Raw genomic sequence first — 20,331 nt, 5'->3', positions numbered from 1 at the left:
ATAACAGCATACATCCGTCGTTACGACCTTCTTATGGTTGGGTCGTGGCGACGGAGTAAGGAAAACTATGAAAGTTCTGAACTTCGGATCGATTAATATTGATTACGTCTATCGGGTGCCCCATTTCGTGCGTCCCGGTGAAACGCTGGCCAGTGATTCCCTGACGACAGTTTTAGGCGGCAAAGGCGCAAACCAGTCAATCGCGCTGGCCCGGGCTGGCGTGGATACCATCCACTTAGGAAGGGTTTCCTCGGGGGATGCCTGGGCGGTGGATCTAATGCGGGACAGCGGCGTTAGCGTCGCGGCGGTCTCGCAAATCACTGAACCCAGCGGTCACGCGATCATTCAGGTGGATGACGCCGGTGAGAACGCAATTGTGCTGTTTGGAGGCGCTAACCGCAGTTTTACTCAGGAAGAGGTGGTCTCCGCTGTGTCCGCTCTGGATGAAGGCGACTGGCTGCTGATGCAAAACGAATGTAATGGCGTGGACTGGGCGATTGCCGCCGCCGCTGAGCGTAAGGTGAAGGTCGCGTTTAATCCTGCGCCAATGACGGAAGACGTCAAAAAGCTTCCTTTACATCACGTTGACCTATTGATTCTTAACGCCATGGAAGCCTGCGATCTGGCGTCGACCGACGATGCGGACGCCGCATTGCAAACGCTGGCGAGTAAATACCCTGACGCCACGGTGGTGGTGACGCTGGGTAGCGAAGGCGCCTTGGTGATGAGTGACGGCGAGACGGTCACGCGGCCGGCGGACAAAGTGACGCCTGTCGACACGACCGGCGCCGGCGACACCTTTGTCGGCTACTTCCTGGCTTCACTTATTTCCGGTTATGAACATTCCGCTGCTCTGGCCAGAGCAGTCAAGGCGGCTGGCATTGCGGTCACCCGCCCTGGCGCTTCTCCCAGTATTCCAACCGCCCAGGAGGTGGATTGAGTTATGTACCCGATTATTATCGATACGGACCCCGGTGTAGATGATGCGATGGCGATCGCTTTCGCCCTGGCGCATCCTGAGATTGAGCTGGTGGGCTTGACCACTGTTTTCGGCAATGTGCCCGTCGCCCGCGCCACTCGCAATGCGTTGGCGTTGGCGGAACACTTTGGCGCTCCCAACCTGCCGGTGGCGCAAGGCGCCAAATATCCGCTGGTGCAAACTCCTTTACCGCATCCGGATTTTGTGCACGGATCGGACGGTCTGGGCAACATGGATTACGAGGCTCCCAAAGGACAGGCTGTGGCGCAAAGCGCGGCGCAGTTTATTGTCGAGCAGGCCAATCGTTTGAATGGCGAATTGACTGTGGTGGCGATTGGTCCGCTGACTAATCTGGCATTGGCGCTCCAGCTGGACCCGGATCTGCCCAGCAAGCTGCGGTCTCTGGTGATCATGGGCGGCGCCGTCGATGAACCGGGCAATGTTTCTCCTATCGCCGAGGCGAATTTCCTATCTGACCCTCACGCTGCGGATGTGGTGCTGGGAGCAGACTGGCCGGCGGTTATTGTTGGCTTGGATGTGACGCACAAGATCATTCTGACGGACAGCAACCTGGCGCAACTGCGCGATAATGCAGGCGAAACCGGTAAGCGCTTATGGGAAACCAGCCGTTTCTACGTCAACTATTACTCCAATACCGGCGCTGCGTCCGGTCATCAAGAGCCGGGTTGCTGTATGCATGACGCGGCGGCGGTGGCCTATGTGGTGGCCCCGGAGTTGTTCACTTGCATCAGCGGCCCAGTGCGCGTCATCAGCGAAGGCGTTGGCGCAGGGCAGCTAACCATTAATCGCAAGGGCTACACATATCTGCTCAAGCATTGGGAAGGCCGTCCCGCCGCCAAAGTCTGTATGGACCTGGAGGTGGAGAAAGTACGTGCTTTGTTCCTGGATACGATCATCCAGCACAAAGTGCGCTGAACTGATAAATAGAATAATGACGGTAACGCATTTCTCATGATAAAAGGCCCTTGTACACCAAGGGCCTTTTGCGAAGTGAACGTTACTGAGCGGCCACGGGCGTTTAAAAATAACTCAGCTTAGGGCCCGGGTCTGTTGGCGATTGCTTTCGCCACCCCTTTTTGGCTATTTTCCCTTTCTCATTGCCGGAGACGCAATTTGGCGGCGTAGCCAGTCCGCCTGGGTTTCCACTATGAGTAATGAAAAAATGTTTCAAAATCGGCGCTGTTCCCAGAGGACAACGGGCCCGGATATAAAAACAGAAAGGAAAAACACATGGTAGCAAAGCAACGCAAACTGGGCTTGGCCATTCTGGCGGCCTGTTCATTGACGATCGTCGCCTGCGCCCCAATGCAAACGGGTCCGCAGAAAGACAAGACGTACCATATCACCCTCTTGCACACCAATGACCATCATGGCCGCTTCTGGGCGAATAAATACGGCGAATACGGTTTGGCGGCGCGTAAATCCCTGGTGGATGAAATCCGTCAGGAGGTGAAGGCGGAAGGCGGTCATGTGCTGCTGCTGTCTGGCGGCGATATTAATACTGGCGTTCCCGAATCTGATCTGCAGGACGCTGAGCCGGATTTCAAAGGGATGAACATGGTTGGTTACGACGCCATGGCGATCGGCAATCATGAGTTTGATAATCCCCTCGATATTTTACGCATGCAGGAACAGTGGGCGAATTTCCCGTTCCTGGCGGCGAACATATACGACTCCAATGGCAAGCGTCTGTTTGAGCCATACAAGATCTTCAACGTTGACGGCCTGCGTATCGGCGTAATGGGGCTGACGACCGAAGACACCAAAAAACTGGGCAACCCTGAGTTTATTGACGCAGTGCAGTTCACCAAGCCGACGGATGAAGCCGCGCGCGTACTGCCGGAGCTGAAGAAAAAAGCGGACATCGTTATCGCCGCTACTCACATGGGGCACTATGCTGACGCCGATTATGGCATTAACGCGCCGGGCGACGTGACCTTGGCGCGCACGGTCCCAGGCATTGACGTGATTGTCGGCGGCCACTCTCAGGACCCTGTGTGCATGACTGGCGAAAACCAGGCCAATGAGTCATACCAGCCAGGCGACGCCTGTATGCCGGATGTTCAGAACGGAACCTTGATCATGCAGGCGCATGAGTGGGGCAAATATGTTGGCCGTGCGGATCTGGAGTTCCGTAATGGTGAGTTGACGCTGGTTAAATATCAGTTGATTCCGGTTAACCTGAAGAAGAAAGTGAAGAACGCGCAAGGCGAAGATGAACGCGTGTTCGTCTCGAAAGAAATCAAGCCGGACCAGAAAGTACTGGCTTTCCTGCAGCCTTATCAGGATAAAGGCCAGGAGCAACTGAACCAGGTAGTGGGTGATGTAGACAAGCGTTTGGAAGGCGACCGCAATGTGGTGCGTTTCAAGCCGACTAACCTGGGCCATTTGATCGCAGCGGCGCAAATGGAAAAGGTTAAAGCGGATCTGGCGGTGATGAACTCCGGCGGCGTTCGCGACAGCATTGATGCGGGGCCTATCACTTACAAAGAAGTGCTGATGGTGCAGCCTTTCGCTAACATGGTCAGTTCGGTGGACCTGAGCGGTAAAGAGCTGTTGGACTACCTGCGCATCGTAGCGGAAAAGCCGGTGGATAGCGGCGCTTTCGCCCAGTTCGCCGGCGTACAACTGGAAGTGGTTGGCGGCAAACTGAAATCCGCCAAGGTCAACGGCAAGCCTATCAATCCAAAGCAAACCTATCGTATGGCTATCAACAGCTACATCGCCTCCGGCGGTGACGGCTATCCGAAGATTGACGCCCATCCTGGTTACGTAAACAGTGGATTTGTCGATGCGGAGGTGTTGATGACCTACCTGAAGAAACACTCTCCTGTTAAGGCGGCTGATCACGAGAAAGCGGAAGTTATTCGTAAATAAGCTTCTCTGAACTGAAAGCGCCTCAGCCTCCTCTTTCTCCCGGCATAAAGCTCAAAAGGAAGAAGGGGAGGCTTCGTCTCCCTTCTTTTATATTCCTCACTTAGAAATATTTAATCCACACGACGATACATTACATCGGTTCGAAGCACATATTTGATTCCAGCTTTGACTTCACAGCCTTCATGGACGATGTCGTGCTGGAACGCCAATCCTAATCCCGCCCTGGGTGTAATATTGATTTCCGGTTCTACGAAAAAAGCGGTGTCTCCGCCAGCTTCAACTTCATTCAGGTATAACAGAAAGGTGTAGAAGCTACGCTCGCTTTTCGTGCGCCCGTAAAAGCTGTCAGAGTGAGGGGCGAATTTCATTCCTGGCTTGTAACGGTAGCACCGGAACAGTTCGTTCAGTCCGGTTAGCGACCAGCCAAATACCGTCTGAGGCAGGCCGTTCTTTATTTTCTGGTACAGATAGTCGGCATAATCAGGATCGTTTTTCATAACCCTTTCATTATTTCGATAGTCTGGCTTATAAATTTCGCCTTTATGCGTATGAAGAGGAGCGATCTGAGGATTCTGATTATCAATGAACTGAATCCACTCATGGCATTCCTGCATCGTAATAATCTCTTCCACTGTGGAAATATATGGGGCGCTATGATCGATGTTCATATGGATTTTGCGGACGGGAATTATTAGGGGATGTGTACGTTTTATAATGGCGGTTATTATACCATTTTTAGCCTGTTTTCAGGCTTTTTCGTTAGTTCTTTTTCTTTGTTAACTATATAAAAATAAAGTATTTAATTTGACTTTATGTGAGGGTTTGTCTGGTTTTTTGGGGGATTCGTCAGAAGGCGTCATTGAAGTGTCCGTTGGACATTTTGACGGCCTAAATCCATTTGTTAATCCTGAAAATGACGGGACCTGCACATGGCGGGTCCCGTCTATGTCGCCTAGGGTTCGTCCAATACGCGCTGTAACTATTCCTTCTTCTTCAAATAAGCGCCCGGACATGCCCAGATATGCGCATCGGACAGTGGTTGATAGAAGACCCAGAGAGTGTCTTTAAGCGTCGCGATGGCGAGAGGCGTGTCAGAGTTGCGGAATACGCCGGAGACCGCGCTGGAGCCGCTCCAGCCCGCCTCAGCCAGGGTTCCGTATCCATTGCTGGTGGTGTCGTTTTCCGCCGGGTTATAGGAAACCGGATTGGCGGGCGTCAGCGTACCGCTGATGGAGAACGTTTCGAATAGCAGTTGACCGTTAGCCGGTCCATCGGAGCATCGATTGTGCGTTAGATAAACGACGCCATTCAGGGTTGCGGCGGCCAACTCTCCTGAGGCGCCGACGCCTTCCGCCACCGGCTCATCTTCATTCGGCGTCACCGGATTGGGCGCTTCGCTGAAGCGGCTCAGGGGGAAGGCGCTGGCGGACCACTGATTCACGGTGGTGTCGTCATAGGGGCCGGCGTATTTGCTGTTCTCCACTGTCACTTTATTGAATTCTCCGGTGTTGTAGCTCATGCAGGCTAACTGTCCGGTTTTCACAATTTTATAGATCAACAAAATGGTGGGCCCGAGGGCTGTGAGTGTGAAAGGGCCTTCGCTGTGGGTGCAAATCGCGGGGGAAGGACTCTGGCAGGCTCCATTGTTGAAGGTCAGGCTGTGCAATTGCTGGGTCGCATTATCGCGGTAGACCAGCATAAATCCTGACTGGTGCGGGATGCTGGTCAGAGCAATTTCTTCGACTTCTCCGGTATCGGGCGCTTCCGCCAGCCGCCAGCCGGTTTCAAGATCATAGTGCTTAATGATCAATCGCTTATTTGAATCCCGATAGGCCAGGGCGAGCCCGTCCGCATTGGAGGCCAAATGCAGATAGCCGTCGCCATCCTCGGCGACAGTGACTTCCGGCGACCATCTATGGCCGTCAAACACAGAGTACTTCAGCGTTCCATCCAGGTCCGCGCTGACGACATAGAGCTCATCCTGGTAGGCGGCGGCGCTCAGGTTCTGCTTGCCGCCAAGGGGCGTTTCCCGTGGAGGCAGCCATTGGAAGGATTTGCCCCACAGGAACTGAAACCAATTAGCGTCCCTGTCGTTTTTCTGCAGGTCGCCCAGATTGAAGTTCTTTTCGATGGTTTTAAGCAGGCTGTAATGGTTATAACCCTCCGCCTGTTTGCCGGGCTTGATCATGTCCCCGAGAAGAACGGTATAGATTTGATTGGGTCCATCGTAGGTGTACTTTTTGCCTTTGTCGTAAAAGGCTTCGAAGTCGGCTTCGTCGTAGGTGACCACCACCAGGGTTTTCGGCGGCAGTTTACTGTTGGGACCGGGAAAGTTCAGACCGGCGAAGAAGGATTGCAACCATCTCGCCTGCTGGTCGACCAATACCGGTGCGCGCTCGCCATTTAAGCTGTCATTGAGGGTGCCCACCAGGTAGTGGCCGTCGTTCCACATATTGGGCGTGAACCACGCATACTCAGGAAAGTCGTTATTGAGCAGGTCGCGCCAGAATCCGGCTTCGTTGTCTATTTTTTTCCAGCGCTCCTGATTGTCCAGGATGTTCTGGAAGGACGAAAACGGGTTGTGCTTGATCACGTAGGGATAGTGGTCGCGAGGCTTGAAGTTTTCAGGAACCCAGGGCGTATCGTCAGGGACATAGCTGTCCATATAGGCCTTCCAGCGCAAATTCAGCGGAGAGGCCTCGATAAGATCCACAATCGTCTTTTGTGGGAGCGGTTGAGGCTGGTCGTCATCGCTGACATTGCAGAGTTCTCCCGCAATGGAGGTAATGTAGTTGGTCTGAGAGGGATGCATGACGCCGAAGCTGTTGGTCAGCTCAATTCCCTGAGCGGCCAGATTACGCATGTATTCGTTTTCCTGTACGTAACCCCGGTACTCGTTCTCAAACATGATGATCAGGACATGATCAAAGACGCGCTCTTCCATAAAACCTCCCTGGCTTCGCTGACCGCTTCTTCATGGGCGCTGACTGATAGCCGTTTTTTACAGTCTACTGATGGTCAGTATAGACGTTTTTTTGATCACTCAGATGACTGGGTTTGGTTGTCAGGCCAGTAAGCTATGCGCGCCAGCCTGCTTGAGCTTGTGTGTGAAATGCAGTGTATAGTCGCCTATGGTGTGGAAATGAATGAAAAAGGAAAGCTTGACAGGGGGAAGGATGTAACGTTGAGATTATTAACGGGGCCTGACATAGGCAGGCCCCGTCGTCGCAGACAAATGGAAGGAAGTTATTTGTCCGCCTGATTAATAGTGTGACTTGAACAAGGTGACGAAATTTGGACAAAGGAATACAGGATGAATTGATCCAGGAAATAGGCTCATTGATCATAAACCATAAAAATTACGCCAAGGATCAATGGCGCGCTATCGCTTTGGTCGGCGACTTTTCCGATGGAATGGAGGCGATGCATGGCTATGCGTACTTTGAAGACGGTGAGTTTGCGTCACGAATAGCAGGCTTTGACTGTCTGGATAAAATTCAGGAATTGCGTGAGGAAATGATCAAGTGTGGCGACAAGGGGTGGAGCCAGTGTTTAATTCATATTGTCAGGCCAGACCTTCAAATAATAATTCGATTTGAGTACGAGAACCCTAAGCGCTGGTCTCCAGGAAAGGTGTCGCTTGATATGCGTGACTTTGCTGAACTCTTAAAGCCTTCCTTTTAAAGGTTGGCGAGTTCGGCGTTCGACCTGTTATTCGATGAGATTCGGAGACGTGTCAGCCTAACAAAAAAAGGCGACCTTGCGGCCGCCTTTTTTCGGGGACTTAGCGTGAAAATCGGTTCTTAGTGGAACTGATCTTCTTCAGTTGAGCCGGTCAGTGCGGTTACTGAAGACTGGCCGCCTTGAATAACGGTGGTCATGTCGTCGAAGTAGCCGGTGCCGACTTCTTGCTGGTGAGCAACGAAGGTGTAACCCCGTTCCGCAGCAGCAAATTCGGTTTCCTGCAGTTCCACGTATGCGGACATGTCGTTGCGAGCGTACTTGTACGCCAAGTCGAACATGTTGTACCACATGTTGTGGATGCCCGCCAAAGTGATGAACTGGAACTTGTAGCCCATGGCTGACAGTTCGCGCTGGAATTTGGCGATAGTGGCGTCGTCCAGGTTCTTCTTCCAGTTGAAGGAAGGAGAGCAGTTGTAGGACAACAGTTGGTCTGGGTATTCCTTCTTGATCGCTTCCGCGAATTTCTTGGCTTCAGCCAGATCCGGCGTCGCAGTTTCACACCACAGCAGGTCAGCGTAAGGCGCGTAAGCCAGACCGCGGGCGATGGCTTGGTCGATACCGGCTTTAACGCGGTAGAAACCTTCGGAAGTACGGTCGCCAGTGACGAACGGCTTGTCGTAGTCGTCGCAGTCGGAAGTCAGCAGGTCCGCCGCGTTGGCGTCAGTACGCGCCAGAACGATGGTGGAGGCGCCGGAAACGTCAGCAGCCAGACGCGCAGCGATCAGCTTTTGTACGGCTTCCTGAGTAGGAACCAGTACTTTTCCGCCCATGTGGCCGCACTTCTTGACGGAAGCCAACTGGTCTTCGAAGTGAACGCCGGAAGCGCCTGCTTCGATCATGGCGCGCATCAGTTCGTAAGCGTTCAATACGCCGCCGAAACCGGCTTCCGCGTCAGCGACGATTGGAGCGAAGTAATCAATGTAGCCTTCGTCGCCAGGGTTCAGGCCTTTTTTCCACTGAATCTGGTCAGCGCGACGGAAAGAGTTGTTGATGCGCTTAACGACTGCTGGGACAGAGTCCACTGGGTACAGAGACTGATCCGGGAACATGGACATGTAAGAGTTGTTGTCCGCAGCAACCTGCCAGCCTGACAGGTAGATAGCCTGGATGCCTGCTTTAACCTGTTGTACGGCCTGACCGCCAGTCAGAGCGCCCATGGCGTTTACGAAGTCCTTCTCAGGACGAAAAGTGGGTTTGGCGCCTTCATTGATCAGCTTCCACAGCTTCTCAGCGCCGCGCTTGGCGATAGTGTTTTCGATTTTCAGGGAACCACGCAGGCGCACTACGTCTTCAGCAGAGTAGGTGCGTCTTACGCCTTTCCAACGTGGGTTCTCCGCCCAGTCCTTCTCGATGGCTGCAATTTCTTCAGCGCGATTGTAATTTCCAGTTGTCATCGCTCAACGACCCTCTTTTGGTTTAGTTGAATTTTTGTACGAGACAAAGTGTACGACTTTAGTCATAATTTCTTAAATTTATAGTTTTTATTCTCGGTATTCGTGAAATGAATGTAAGTCGCATCGATTTGAATTTACTGGTTTTTTTAGATGTTTTATTGCGCGAAAAAAGCGTCACCAAGGCGGCGAATCACTTGGGAATCACTCAGCCTGCGATGAGTAATGGCCTGCGTCGTCTGCGGGATATGTTTGGCGATCCCTTGCTGGTGCGCACCAGCGAGGGTATGACGGCGACGGCGCGGGCGTTGGAGTTGCAGCCGATGGTGCGCTCGATCTTGTCTGACATTGATATGGTGGTGCAGCCGAAAGAAGTGTTTTCGCCAGCCACCAGCCGTCGCGTCTTTCGCATTATGGCCAGCGACTATGCGGAAAGCACTCTGATTCCCGCCCTGTTGCGGCGCCTGCGTAGAGTAGCGCCCAATATCATCCTGGATGTATTGACCCCCAGCGACGTTACGTTTCTTGATGTGGAGCAGGGTCGGGTGGATATGGCGATTAACCGCTTTGACAAAATGCCGCTGTCCTTTCATCAGAAAACCATCTGGGAGGATGGCTTTTCCTGCTTATTGAGCGTTCATAATCCGCTGGTATTTGATTTCACCCTGGAAAACTACCTTAACGCCAATCACATATGGGTCAGCAAAACCGGCTTTGGCGTTGGCGTCGGGGTTAATCCCAAGGATGTGCAGCGTCTGGGGTGGGTGGACGAGGCGCTGACGCGTTTGGGGAGTAAGCGGAAAATCAGCGTATTCACACGGCACTATCAGGTGGCGATGCTGTTGGCGCAGCAGCATGACTTGATCGCGACCCTGCCGAGCCGAGCCGCGCTGCTGACGCTGGATCACCCCGGTGTGGTGGTCAAGGAGCCGCCGTTTCCGATTCCGCCTATCGAGCTGAAGATGGCCTGGAGCCCCCTGCTGCAGAACAACTCAGATCACCGATGGCTGCGTCAGTTGATTACCGAAGTCGCTAACGAACCAGAAGAAAATGAAACCCGGGCGAAGGACTGACAGAACCGTCAGGTCTTTCGACTGGAGAATCAGGATTTTTGCATCACATCCACCAGCTTTTTGTTCAGCTCCAATATCTGCTTGGCCATATTTTCCATTAACGCCAGACAAGTGCGCGGCTGGTTGCGAATCAGAAAGATAAATTCGTCCATCGGCGCGGACATGACGGTGCAGGGTCGATCGGCGATGACCGTGGCCGTACGCGGCGTTTTGGTCAGCGCCGCCATAGCTCCGAAAATTTCATTGGGGCCGACTTTGCCCACCAGTTGATCCTTCACGTAAACCGAGGCTTCCCCGCTGATAAGGTCAAACACTTCGTCAGCAGGATCGCCTTCGCGGATGATGACCTCGCCTTGTTTGAAGGACTTGAAGGACGTGTGAGTCTCATTCTGGGTGTCGATTCCTTGGCAGCAGGCCTCGGCGAAGAAGGCCGAGATCTGCATGAGATATTCTTTGAAATGAACGGAGCCTGTCGCGGCGTCGCGAAATCGTTTTTTGCTGATTTGCGCCAGTGTGGCGGGACCGTCTGAGCGAATGACCGGCTCCGGAAAGCCTGATAACACCTGAATGCCAATTAAATCTCCCGGCTCGAAATGATAGATGGGACGGTCATCCGTGACGGCTTCCAGCTCGCCGGCTTCAACAAAATATAAGTAGTCGCCGTCGAATTCCCGGTACAGGTCGTCGATGTAGTCGAATTTGACGCTGTCGCACAGCATTTTGATATTGTCGTATAGTTTGGCGCTGCTCTGGGCTACATTAGCGCCCAGAGCTGTCAGTCTGTCCGTTGTGCCATTGATGAAACGCATGCTGTTAGTTCCCCCGCAGAGACGGACTTATTGTTGTTCCATAAGCAAAAGGCCTTCCACATGGACGTCAGGGTCGTCTATTTGCTGCAAATCGAAGGCGCCGGCGAAAGCGTCTCCCGGCGCCGCGAAAATGCCGTTGAGATTGCCGCTGACACAACTGCTGCAGTTGACTGATCCGCTGATGTTTCCGTCCAGCACGTTAAGGTATGCCTGCGCATCCTGGTAAGAACCTGAGAGTTGTGTGCTCCAGTTCTGGCTGGCTGTGCTGACGTCCAGCAGGCCGTTGCTGATGACGCCATTGTCGAAATCCACTTGGAAAGAGCCATTAACAGCAGTGACGACGCCGTCTGAACCGCTGCCGATAAAGTCCCCGGTTGTAGCGAAATTTGCGGTTCCCGTCAGGTCGGAAGTGTTGGCGGCTTCTGCTGACAGCCAGTAGATGGAGCGCTCCTCAGACCTGAAGATGCCGGGGTTGGACACGTCATCGTAAATTTCCACGCCAGCGCTGGCGGATGATTTCCAAAGCCCCCAACTGATATTGCCGCGGCCGCCCACGCTTGGGTCAAACTTTTCCAGGATGGCGTCGCCCCGTCGCACCACTGTGTAAGGCTCGGGGAAATTGTCCGGGTCAAAAAACATGTCTGTGGAAGACGGGCTGCCGGAGCCGGGATCGTCCACATCCGGCAGGATGAAAACCGGTTCGCCGTTAGTATCGAACACCATTTTTAGATTAGCGGACTGGGAGCCGTCGATACTGCCGTAGCCATACGAGCCTTCCATGATGCCGCCCAGGGTGCCGGCGATATCCGTGCTGGATGCGGAGGAGGAGATGGGGTCATAGGCCACCAGACCAAACAGTAAGCTGACGTCTCCAGTGGTAGTGTAAAACTCCAGTTTGCCGGGGTTTTGCATGGACTCGCGTACGCCGATAGGCGCGCCGGAGAGGGACAGGTCGTCGTCAATATCAGCAATGAGGCCGACCAGATCGGTAATATTGTCCTGCAGCATGATGGTGACGGTATTAATAGGCGGCGTGCCGCCGGAGCTGCTGAAGGAATATTCGATATTAAACGTCACCGGGCCGGCACTGGTGTAATCGAAAGGCGTTATTGTCTGGGGTGCGATGATGGTGGCGAGCACTTCTTCTCCGGCCCCAGCCACCACGGCTGCGCCGAATATGCGGTCGTTCATGAACTGCTCATACTCGGCGACGGTCAGGCGCGGGTCCTGAACAGATGGTCCAGAGCTGTCCCCGGATGACCCCGGCGTCAGTCCTCCGGCTAGATCCGGATTGGTGTCGGTGAAGTGGGTCGACTCCACATCATTGATAACATCGGCCGGGCTGGACGCGCCAAGCGCGGTTGCGTTAATCAAATCTCCGCCGCCAGTGCTTGAACCAGCGTCGTGGTTGGCGAACTCATCAGGAGAGGCTTTGACAGCGTCGGTTTGTGCGGTTTGTGTTGTGGACGTCGATGCGCTCTCGTCGTCTTCGCTGGACTCATTTGCAGTGGCTGGTGAGCGGGAGCGTCGGGCCTCTGCTTTTGGTACGGGCAGGCCTTGCTGCATTTCCGGCGGCGCCTGCAGTAGCCCCTCTGGGGCTTGGCCGGGGGTTATGGCGGAGAAGCGGAAGGCGACATCTTCCCCCAGATTCAAGGCGCCGGCGGTATTCTCCACTCTCAAGCCGCCTTGCCAGACCGCCAGCAGCAGCCTTTGTCCGCGGCTTTCCAGGGCTTCGTAGTGAGTGCCGCGGATACCAATGCTGGCGGCGTGAGTGGAGACTTTGTAGGCGTCGCTGTCGCCTTTGCCAATAGAGCCGGTAATAGTACGGAAGCCGCCTTCCAGCAGCTGCATGATAGCGGCTCCGCCTTTGTTTTCGTCCCCCGGTGAATATTCGGCAATGGTGAAGCGGGTGTTTTCTCGCAGCGTCATCAGCGCTTTATCGGTGAATCGTAGTTGCAGTATGGAGTCTGCCCCGGTAGTGAGCGTATCCCCCACATAAATAGCAGCGCGTCGATTCAAGGGGCGTTCCTCGCCGTTTTCTCCCAAGGCGGTGGCGACGCCGCGGGACATAATTACTTTTCCGGCTTCCAGTGGCGCGGCGGAGGCCATCGGCGCGAGCAAGCCGTAAGTCGTCAATATTGCCGCTATCGTACTGAATATGTGTTCTCGCATAAGGGGGACCTCCTTAAAACCGCCAACGGATGCGGAATTCTCCGCGCCATCGGGTGTAGTCATACAAGTCCAGGTTGCTTTCGTTGTCTGTGTAAGAAAGTTCGGCGAGCGCGCTTAGCTCGTGGTTGAGCTTCCATTCTCCGCCAGCGCTGAGCTGAGTGGATGTATCATCGCGGACTTCCCCGAATACCGGGTTTTCCGCCTTATAGTCAGCGAAAAAGCCGGAGTACCCCACATAAGGCGTCAGGGTGGGGGAGAGCTTGTAAGCGAGCCGATAGCCAAGACTATAGAAGTCTTTGGCGAGAGAAGACGCGTCCTGTTGTCTTGGGTTTTCTGTTCCTGCAAACAGGCTGAGGGTGTGCAATAGTCGCGCGCGAGGAACCAGAAAAGACAGACCCGTGAGAGGCTGGTAGTTGTTCAGGAGCGGATTGGCGAAGGAATCTTTGACAAAAACGCCAGCATAAAAAAACGTCAATAAGTGAGTATTCCACTGTTCCCGCCATTGCATGAAAACGCCGCTGTTACGCTGATAATCTTCCGAATCCAGCAGCACATGTTGATAGGACGCGCCGGCTTCCAACTCCCGATAAGCGCGACTGTTCTTCCATGAGGCGCTGAGGCGGGCGGAGTCTAAGTCGAAATCGCTGTTTTCAAAATTATGTTTATGCTGGCTGTCGAACTCCAGTCTGGCGGAATTCAGCTGAGAAACCGGGTAAGCATAGGCGAAGCTGGTGCGCAGTGCGGCGTAAGCGCTTTCGGTTTCCTGAGCTGAGTCGGGGAGTTCAAACAGGCCAACGAAGCGTTCGTCGGTGGCGTTGTTGATATTGCTGTCATAACCGCCCCCCAGGCCAATGTGGCCCCGCCAGCGACGTTGTAACTCGTACTCGCGTTCATCCAGCGCCGCCAGAAAGCGGGCGATATTGTCTTTTACCGCCTGTGGGGGGTCTCTGGCCAGGACAATAAGAAACTGCTCGCGGGCGGCGTTGTACTGCTGCAGGTTAAAAAGCGTTCTTGCGTATTCCAGGCGAAAGCGGTCATTGTCTGGATACAGCGCCGTAAGTCTTTCGAATACGAACTGGGCTTCTGGGTAGCGGCCGCTTTCTAAGGCGGACAGGCCGAAATAGAAATCGAACTCCGGGTCGCCTTCCATGCTTTCCATGCGCTCGACTCCAAGTCGATAAGCTTGCTCGTAGTCTCCGGCGGCGTTTAGCGACTTTAAGGTCGCTGCGATTGAGCTACTCTTAACAGAATCCTGGGCGTAGGCGGGCAGGCCCCAGATCATCAGCAAAATCAGTAGCAGGCGGCGGACTTTTTTCGTTATCAACAAAGCGATAATTCCTTTTGCCGATGGTGACGGAAACATCCAGTGCTTTAAGTCTAGAGAGAGAGGGTGATTTTGCCAGCCGCAGTTTTTTCGGAGTCGGCAATAAATTTATGAATTGCAACAGTTTCACATGCGAACGTATTCAGGGTTGCTCAAACATATCCCCGCCTTGCTGATCGCTGCGGTCTTTATTGGCTGGCAGTTGACCACTCAGGCTGGCGACCGTTCTTTATTAAATCGCCTTGACTATGTGTTCTATGACTGGCGGGCGCAGACGGCGGCGTTTTTCACCCGGGTGGAGCCATATTCTGACATTGTGATTGTGGATATTGACGAAGCTTCTATACAGCGTGAAGGTCGTTGGCCCTGGAGTCGCGCCCGTGTGGCGGCTCTGGTGGAGGCGCTGCAAAAGTCCGGCGCGGCGGTGGTGGCGTTTGATGTGGTGTTCTCTGAGTCTGAAAGCAATAACTTTATCGAATCCGTGGCCGCGTCCGCCGGGCCGGAGCTCAGTGAAGAGGATCGGGCGGCGCTCAATCGCATTGCTATGTCCTGGCGGCCGGATGAGCAGCTGGCGGAACGTTTGTCGGAGATTGATACGGTGCTGGGTTTTTTCATGCACCTGGACACCTCGATGCAAATCGGCAGATTGCCCGATCCTCTTGCGTCGGCGCCGACCGGCCATGTTCTGATCAACGCTTCCGGATACGCGGCGCCCCTGCTTGAGTTGCAAGACGCCGCGGCGGGGAGCGGTTTTGTCACGACCTTTCCAGATGCGGATGGTGTGATCCGACGCACGCCGGTATTCATGTCCTTTGATGGCGCTATCTATCCTTCTTTGGCGCTGTCCGCGGCGATGACGTATCTACTGGCGGATGAGGCGGCGCTTGAGTTCACGCCCCTTGGCGCGGTGCAAGCCGCGAGCGGAATGCGCCTGACTGACGTTCTCGTACAGACTGATGCGGTCGGCCGAGTGCTAATTCCTTATCGGCAGGGGCGAGGACAGTTTCGCTATATGCCCGCCTGGTTGGCGCTGGCGGGAGGGCTTGCGCCCCAGGAGCTGGAAGGCAAACTGGTATTTGTGGGGACTTCCGCTATCGGTCTCGCCGATCTTGTGAGTACGCCTTTCGCTACCGTCTTCCCTGGTGTGGAGGTGCAGGCGCTGGTGGCGCAAGGGCTGCTGCGAGGCGAATTTCCCTACCGTCCAGTATGGGAGCCAGGGGCGGTGTTGGTGTTTCAGCTGATTTTGCTGTTGCTGCTGGTATGGGTGCTGCCGGGGCGACGTCCCCTGACAATGGTGCTGGCGGCGATTATGATCAATCTTTTATTGGTGGCGCTGAACACCTTGATATGGACGCGCTGGCGTATGGATTTTCCCATGATCAGTACACTGTTGCTGGCCCAGAGCGTCTTTGGCTGGTATCTGGTGACGGAATTTATTCACGAGTACGCCATTGAGCGTCGCGTACGCGGCATGTTTGCGCAATATGTGCCGCCAGCCCATATCGACCGCATGCTGGATAACCCTGAGCAATATTCCATGGCGGGGGAAAGCAAGGAATTGACGGTGCTGTTCTCTGATATTCGCAGCTTCACCACTATTTCCGAGCAGTTATCCGCGGCGCAACTGAAAGAACTACTGAATCTCTACTTCACACCGATTACTGAGTCTATTTTTCGCAATGACGGCACCATCGATAAGTATGTTGGCGATATGGTGATGGCGTTTTGGGGAGCGCCAGTGGACGATCTGGAACATGCGGAAAAAGCGGTTAAGACCGCCATGGAGATGCAGGCGATCACCCGGCGTTTGTCAGTAGAGCTTTCCCAAAAAGGCTTTCCTCCCATTCGGATTGGCGTTGGCGTCAATACTGGGCTGATGAATGTCGGCGACATGGGGTCGCAATATCGCAAGGCCTATACGGTGCTGGGGGATGCGGTGAACCTGGGTTCTCGGCTGGAGGGGCTGACCAAATTCTATGGTGTGGATGTCCTGGTGGGAGAAATGACGGTAAAGGCGGCCGATGGCTACGCCTTTCGCTTCTGTGATCGCATTCAGGTGAAAGGCAAGGATATTCCGGTGGACGCCTATGAGCCGCTGGGAGAAAAAGGACGGCTTGACGCGGTAACTGTGAATCGTCTGACCCGTTATCAGCGGGCGATCGAATGTTACCGGGCGCGGCAATGGGAGCAGGCGGACGCTATATTCCAGCAACTGCAATTGGAAGAGCCGGGCCGCCGTTTGTATAACCTGTACAGGGAGCGGATTATCGGTCTAAGGCGGCAGACGCTGCCAGATGATTGGGATGGCGTCTATCGTCACACGTCCAAGTGATTTAATAATCAGGCGGATTCTGTTTGTCTGCAACGACAGGGCCTACAAAGAGAACTGACGCAGCTCCTGTGACACCTGACTGTGTTGCAACAAACGCATGAACTCGTCTTTCAGGCGTTTCACCGTGCCGGGGTCCTGGTAGCAGCAGAAGCCCTCCCATTTTTCGTAATGGTGGCGTAGCAAGATGCCGTCATCGTCAATCAGCACATAAACCTGCTCGGGAAAACTCAACTCAGGATTGAGCATCTTGATTTCAATATTGGAGGTGAGCCGACGGGCGAGGGCGAGCAGTTGGTTGCTCTGCGCTACAGGCGTTTTCGGGGCCCCCAGCAGGATTTTAATCTGCGTGGCGCGGCCGCCCCGGGCGAGGCTGCTTAAGGCGTCCAGCACATCGGGGTTGTCCAGTACGTTTTTTTCCAGGTCCCAAGTCAGAATATAGGCGCTTTGTCTGGCTTGCGAAGTGAGGGATTTCAGGTGCTCAAGGTAGTCCGGCTCAGAGTGAAAGCGATAAACCCGGTCATCTTGTCCCAGCGCGTTTTTCGCTTCGACCTTCGCAGACCCCAGTGTCAACTCCATGTGCTGGTGGAGCGAACCTGCTTCTGTATGAGGCTCGCTGATGGCCTGAAAGCCTTCGCTGGCGTACAGGGAGGTGGCTTCGATATTGGCGCTGAGCTGCAAGTGAGTAAGCCCTTCCGAACGGGCGTAGCCGATAACGAATTTAAGGAGACTTCTGGCGATTCCCTGACGGCGATACGCTGGCGTTACGGCAAGGCGGCCGAGCTTCGCTTTCTCCGGCGACAATCGCACCAGACGGGCGACCGCCAGATTACGGTCTTCCATATCCTTTACCAGGAAATGTACGGCGTTTTCGTCTTTGTCGTCCCACTCCAATTCCGGGGGGACGCCTTGCTCTTCCACAAAAGCCTGTTGGCGAATCGCGCGCAGTTCGCTTTCGTTTTCCAACCAAGTGGTGATGCGGGTGTACTTAAGCGTCGTCATCGTCCCAGTCTTCCTCATCGTCATCGAAGCCTTCCAGCACCAGACTGCCTCTATTCAACAAGGAACTCAACAACTTCAATGCGTCCTTATCCGCGCTCCACGGCAACAACTGCTCACGGTCTACATCATTGCTGCGGCACAAGGTTTCCACCAGGGGCGCAAAGCGTTCATCGGCGTCATAAGCTTCGCCGTCCACAGAAAACATGATGCGGCGCGCGCCGGCTTCTTCGTACAGGCTGTAGGTGTAGCGAGAGCCCTCATTCCAGCGCCACTGGATTTCCTGATCCTGCAGTGATTCGCCCACGTCTTCCGGCGAAAGGCGCATATCGGCGTCCAGCGGCGGTACGGCGGCGTCGAACTTCGGCGCGCTGATGAAGCGTCCGAAACTGCGGCGTAAACCCGCTTCGTCATCAAGCAGGGCTTGTAAACGGGATTTAATGTCCGCAAACACATCATCGCTGATCAAACCGGGGTTGCTCAATGGCGCTTCGGTGGCGTCGTGCAAATGAGTGGATAACGCTGGGTTCTCAAACCAATCGTCCGCCAGCGCGGACATCAGCTCCGCATAAGTCGGGGAGCGAAAGCCTACCGAAAGGGTGATGCAGGATGTTTCCGCGATGCCGTAGTGGGCGTAGCGTGGCGGCAAATACAGCGCATCGCCAGGCTCCAGCACCCATTCATCCGTCTGCTCGAAATTCTGCAGGATGCGCAACGGCGTGCCGTCCACACGTGGCGATTGGTGATCGCAGGGCGGGCCGATGCGCCAGCGGCGAGCGCCCGTCGCCTGGATCAGAAATACGTCGTAATGATCAAAATGCGGCCCTACGCTGCCTCCCGGCGGCGCAAAGCTGGCCATCACATCGTCCACGCGCCAGTTGGGCAGGAAACGGAAGCGATCGAGCAGGTCAGCGATTTCCGGAGCCCAGGTGTCTAGTCCCTGCACTAACAGAGTCCAGCCTTGAAGAGGCATATTTTCCAGCTTTTCTATGGAAAATGGGCCGTGCTCCAACTGCCAGGGAAGGCCGTTAAGCTCTTCGTAGACCAAACGGGATTCGACTTCTTCTTCCGTGGCGAGCCCCGCCAGATCATTCTCGTCCAGCGGGCATTCATAATCAGGCAGTAAGCCGCGAATAATCAGCGGCTTTTTTTGCCAGTAATGCGCCAGGAAGTCGGCGACGCTGATGTCGCCCAGGTGAGTCAACATATCGCTGTTACTCGCCGCTATAGTCTTTGATGCGCGCAGCTTGCTCTGCGGCGTTGCCGATGTATGTCGCCGGCGTCATTTCAAGCAGACGCTGCTTGGCTTCTTCAGGAATTTCCAGCGACTCAATGAACGGCTTCATGGCTTCCTGAGTAATCGCTTTGCCGCGAGTCAGTTCTTTCAGCTTCTCGTAAGCGCCTTCGATGCGGTAGCGACGCATGACAGTCTGGATAGGCTCCGCCAGCACTTCCCAGCTTTGGTTCAGGTCTTCGTCCAGACGCATGGGGTTCAGCTCCAGCTTGCCCAGGCCTTTCAGAGTAGAGTGATAAGCGATCAAGGACTGCGCCAAACCAACGCCCAGATTACGCAATACGGTAGAGTCGGTCAGATCGCGCTGCCAGCGGGAGACCGGCAACTTACGGCTCAAGTGCTCCATTACCGCATTGGCGATGCCCAGGTTGCCTTCGGAGTTTTCGAAATCAATCGGGTTGACCTTGTGAGGCATGGTGGAAGAGCCGACTTCGCCAGCCACCGCTTTTTGCTTGAAGTAACCCAGGGAAATGTAGCCCCAGACGTCGCGGTTCAGATCAATCAGGACCGTGTTGAAACGGCACACGGCGTCGAAGGCTTCGGCGATGAAATCGTGGGGTTCGATCTGAGTGGTGTATGGGTTCCATTCCAGTCCCAGCTCTTTGATCAGACTCTGTGCGTGGGCTTCCCAGTCGACATCGGGATAGGCGCTCAAGTGCGCGTTGTAGTTGCCGACGGCGCCGTTGATCTTGCCCAGCATTTTGACCTGGCGAATCTGCGCCATTTGTCTTTTCAGGCGAGCGACCACATTGGCGAGCTCTTTGCCGACGGTCGTGGGCGAAGCGGTTTGTCCGTGAGTACGGGACAGCATGGGCTGTGCGGCGAAGTTCAAGGCCAGTTCTTCCAGTCTGGCGACGACTTGCTGCATCACAGGCAGCGCCACGTCTTGTACGCCGCGCTTCAGCATCAGGGAGTAAGACAGGTTGTTGATGTCTTCCGAGGTGCAGGCGAAGTGTACGAATTCGTTAATATCCGTAAGAATTTTGGGAGCGCCGTCACGTTTGAACTGTTCTTTGATGAAGTACTCCACCGCTTTCACATCGTGATTGGTGGTGCGTTCGATTTCCTTGACCCGGGAGGCGTCTTCCAGCGACAGGTTCTCATAGATGGCGGTCAAAAAGGCTGTCGTTGCGTCGTCAAAAGCGGGAACCTCTGGGATACCGGGATTGGCGGCCAATTGCAGCAGCCATTTGATTTCCACTTCAATCCGCGCTTTGATCAGACCAAACTCACTGAAGATCGGCCGCAAATCGGCGACCCTACCGGCGTAACGGCCGTCGACGGGGGAGAGTGCTGTCAGCTCGTTAAGTATCATGTTT

Annotated in this window: 15 protein-coding genes; 6 read left to right on the top strand and 9 right to left on the bottom strand. The window is 54.6% G+C overall.

The window, feature by feature from the left end; translation table 11 throughout:
* Positions 1 to 67: 67 nt before the first annotated feature.
* The 3 genes from AC2IBB_RS22665 to ushA all read left to right on the top strand — a co-directional run bounded on the left by AC2IBB_RS22665 (position 68) and on the right by ushA (position 3,877).
* Complete coding sequence (locus AC2IBB_RS22665) at positions 68 to 940, top strand: ribokinase (RefSeq protein WP_486329007.1); 873 nt, start codon at positions 68 to 70, stop codon at positions 938 to 940.
* Positions 941 to 943: 3 nt separating this feature from the next.
* Positions 944 to 1,915, top strand: a complete 972-nt coding sequence (locus AC2IBB_RS22660) for a nucleoside hydrolase (protein ID WP_486329006.1) — start codon at positions 944 to 946, stop codon at positions 1,913 to 1,915.
* Between the two features lie 315 nt (positions 1,916 to 2,230).
* Positions 2,231 to 3,877, top strand: a complete 1,647-nt coding sequence (gene ushA, locus AC2IBB_RS22655) for a bifunctional UDP-sugar hydrolase/5'-nucleotidase UshA (protein WP_486329005.1) — start codon at positions 2,231 to 2,233, stop codon at positions 3,875 to 3,877.
* Positions 3,878 to 3,987: 110 nt separating this feature from the next.
* Here ushA and AC2IBB_RS22650 read toward each other — a convergent pair whose 3' ends face one another.
* Together AC2IBB_RS22650 and AC2IBB_RS22645 are read right to left on the bottom strand one after the other, a co-directional pair.
* Entirely contained in the window at positions 3,988 to 4,545 is a 558-nt protein-coding gene (locus AC2IBB_RS22650; RefSeq protein WP_486329004.1) for a 2OG-Fe(II) oxygenase, read from the bottom strand.
* 311 nt (positions 4,546 to 4,856) lie between these two features.
* Entirely contained in the window at positions 4,857 to 6,821 is a 1,965-nt protein-coding gene (locus AC2IBB_RS22645) for an alkaline phosphatase family protein (RefSeq protein ID WP_486329003.1), read from the bottom strand.
* Positions 6,822 to 7,171: 350 nt separating this feature from the next.
* On the opposite strand from AC2IBB_RS22645, the gene AC2IBB_RS22640 reads away from it, so the two are divergent.
* Positions 7,172 to 7,561, top strand: a complete 390-nt coding sequence (locus tag AC2IBB_RS22640) for a hypothetical protein (protein ID WP_486329002.1) — start codon at positions 7,172 to 7,174, stop codon at positions 7,559 to 7,561.
* A 119-nt stretch (positions 7,562 to 7,680) separates the two neighbouring features.
* Here the strand turns inward: AC2IBB_RS22640 and aceA are convergent, their stop codons facing one another.
* Entirely contained in the window at positions 7,681 to 9,015 is a 1,335-nt protein-coding gene (aceA, locus tag AC2IBB_RS22635) for an isocitrate lyase (protein ID WP_486329001.1), read from the bottom strand.
* Positions 9,016 to 9,122: 107 nt separating this feature from the next.
* Here aceA and AC2IBB_RS22630 point away from each other — a divergent pair, with 107 nt between their 5' ends.
* On the top strand, positions 9,123 to 10,085 hold the full coding sequence (locus AC2IBB_RS22630; RefSeq protein WP_486329000.1) for a LysR family transcriptional regulator: 963 nt from the start codon (positions 9,123 to 9,125) through the stop codon (positions 10,083 to 10,085).
* Between the two features lie 29 nt (positions 10,086 to 10,114).
* Here AC2IBB_RS22630 and AC2IBB_RS22625 read toward each other — a convergent pair whose 3' ends face one another.
* Genes AC2IBB_RS22625 through AC2IBB_RS22615 form a run of 3 tightly spaced genes read right to left on the bottom strand, consistent with a single transcriptional unit; the run spans position 10,115 to position 14,393 of the window.
* On the bottom strand, positions 10,115 to 10,894 hold the full coding sequence (locus AC2IBB_RS22625) for a cyclic nucleotide-binding domain-containing protein (protein ID WP_486328999.1): 780 nt from the start codon (positions 10,892 to 10,894) through the stop codon (positions 10,115 to 10,117).
* A 27-nt stretch (positions 10,895 to 10,921) separates the two neighbouring features.
* Positions 10,922 to 13,066 (bottom strand): FecR family protein, encoded by a 2,145-nt coding sequence (locus AC2IBB_RS22620; protein ID WP_486328998.1) that lies wholly within the window; start codon positions 13,064 to 13,066, stop codon positions 10,922 to 10,924.
* 13 nt (positions 13,067 to 13,079) lie between these two features.
* Positions 13,080 to 14,393: a tetratricopeptide repeat protein gene (locus AC2IBB_RS22615; RefSeq protein WP_486328997.1), complete on the bottom strand. Its 1,314-nt coding sequence runs from the start codon at positions 14,391 to 14,393 to the stop codon at positions 13,080 to 13,082.
* A gap of 127 nt (positions 14,394 to 14,520) precedes the next feature.
* On the opposite strand from AC2IBB_RS22615, the gene AC2IBB_RS22610 reads away from it, so the two are divergent.
* Positions 14,521 to 16,722: a CHASE2 domain-containing protein gene (locus tag AC2IBB_RS22610; RefSeq protein WP_486328996.1), complete on the top strand. Its 2,202-nt coding sequence runs from the start codon at positions 14,521 to 14,523 to the stop codon at positions 16,720 to 16,722.
* Between the two features lie 42 nt (positions 16,723 to 16,764).
* Here the strand turns inward: AC2IBB_RS22610 and AC2IBB_RS22605 are convergent, their stop codons facing one another.
* Genes AC2IBB_RS22605 through purB form a run of 3 tightly spaced genes read right to left on the bottom strand, consistent with a single transcriptional unit; the run spans position 16,765 to position 20,327 of the window.
* The gene (locus AC2IBB_RS22605) at positions 16,765 to 17,721 is read right to left on the bottom strand and encodes a GNAT family N-acetyltransferase (RefSeq protein ID WP_486328995.1); all 957 of its coding nucleotides are present in this window, start codon (positions 17,719 to 17,721) and stop codon (positions 16,765 to 16,767) included.
* Positions 17,708 to 18,925: a JmjC domain-containing protein gene (locus AC2IBB_RS22600; RefSeq protein WP_486328994.1), complete on the bottom strand. Its 1,218-nt coding sequence runs from the start codon at positions 18,923 to 18,925 to the stop codon at positions 17,708 to 17,710. The genes AC2IBB_RS22605 and AC2IBB_RS22600 overlap by 14 nt, the downstream gene beginning before the upstream one ends.
* 7 nt (positions 18,926 to 18,932) lie before the next feature.
* Complete coding sequence (gene purB, locus AC2IBB_RS22595; protein ID WP_486328993.1) at positions 18,933 to 20,327, bottom strand: adenylosuccinate lyase; 1,395 nt, start codon at positions 20,325 to 20,327, stop codon at positions 18,933 to 18,935.
* Between the last annotated feature and the right edge of the window lie 4 nt (positions 20,328 to 20,331).

Source organism: Hahella sp. NS-SX17, from assembly GCF_057367735.1.
This window is presented reverse-complemented; position numbering and strand designations above follow the sequence as displayed.

Coding starts and splice junctions, on each gene's coding strand:
- AC2IBB_RS22660 (WP_486329006.1), top strand. CDS start 944: ATGTACCCGATTATTATCGATACGGACCCCGGTGTAGATGATGCGATG.
- AC2IBB_RS22610 (WP_486328996.1), top strand. CDS start 14,521: ATGCGAACGTATTCAGGGTTGCTCAAACATATCCCCGCCTTGCTGATC.
- AC2IBB_RS22625 (WP_486328999.1), bottom strand. CDS start 10,894: ATGCGTTTCATCAATGGCACAACGGACAGACTGACAGCTCTGGGCGCT.
- AC2IBB_RS22630 (WP_486329000.1), top strand. CDS start 9,123: ATGAATGTAAGTCGCATCGATTTGAATTTACTGGTTTTTTTAGATGTT.
- AC2IBB_RS22600 (WP_486328994.1), bottom strand. CDS start 18,925: ATGTTGACTCACCTGGGCGACATCAGCGTCGCCGACTTCCTGGCGCAT.
- AC2IBB_RS22605 (WP_486328995.1), bottom strand. CDS start 17,721: ATGACGACGCTTAAGTACACCCGCATCACCACTTGGTTGGAAAACGAA.
- ushA (WP_486329005.1), top strand. CDS start 2,231: ATGGTAGCAAAGCAACGCAAACTGGGCTTGGCCATTCTGGCGGCCTGT.
- AC2IBB_RS22620 (WP_486328998.1), bottom strand. CDS start 13,066: ATGCGAGAACACATATTCAGTACGATAGCGGCAATATTGACGACTTAC.
- aceA (WP_486329001.1), bottom strand. CDS start 9,015: ATGACAACTGGAAATTACAATCGCGCTGAAGAAATTGCAGCCATCGAG.
- AC2IBB_RS22665 (WP_486329007.1), top strand. CDS start 68: ATGAAAGTTCTGAACTTCGGATCGATTAATATTGATTACGTCTATCGG.
- AC2IBB_RS22645 (WP_486329003.1), bottom strand. CDS start 6,821: ATGGAAGAGCGCGTCTTTGATCATGTCCTGATCATCATGTTTGAGAAC.
- purB (WP_486328993.1), bottom strand. CDS start 20,327: ATGATACTTAACGAGCTGACAGCACTCTCCCCCGTCGACGGCCGTTAC.
- AC2IBB_RS22650 (WP_486329004.1), bottom strand. CDS start 4,545: ATGAACATCGATCATAGCGCCCCATATATTTCCACAGTGGAAGAGATT.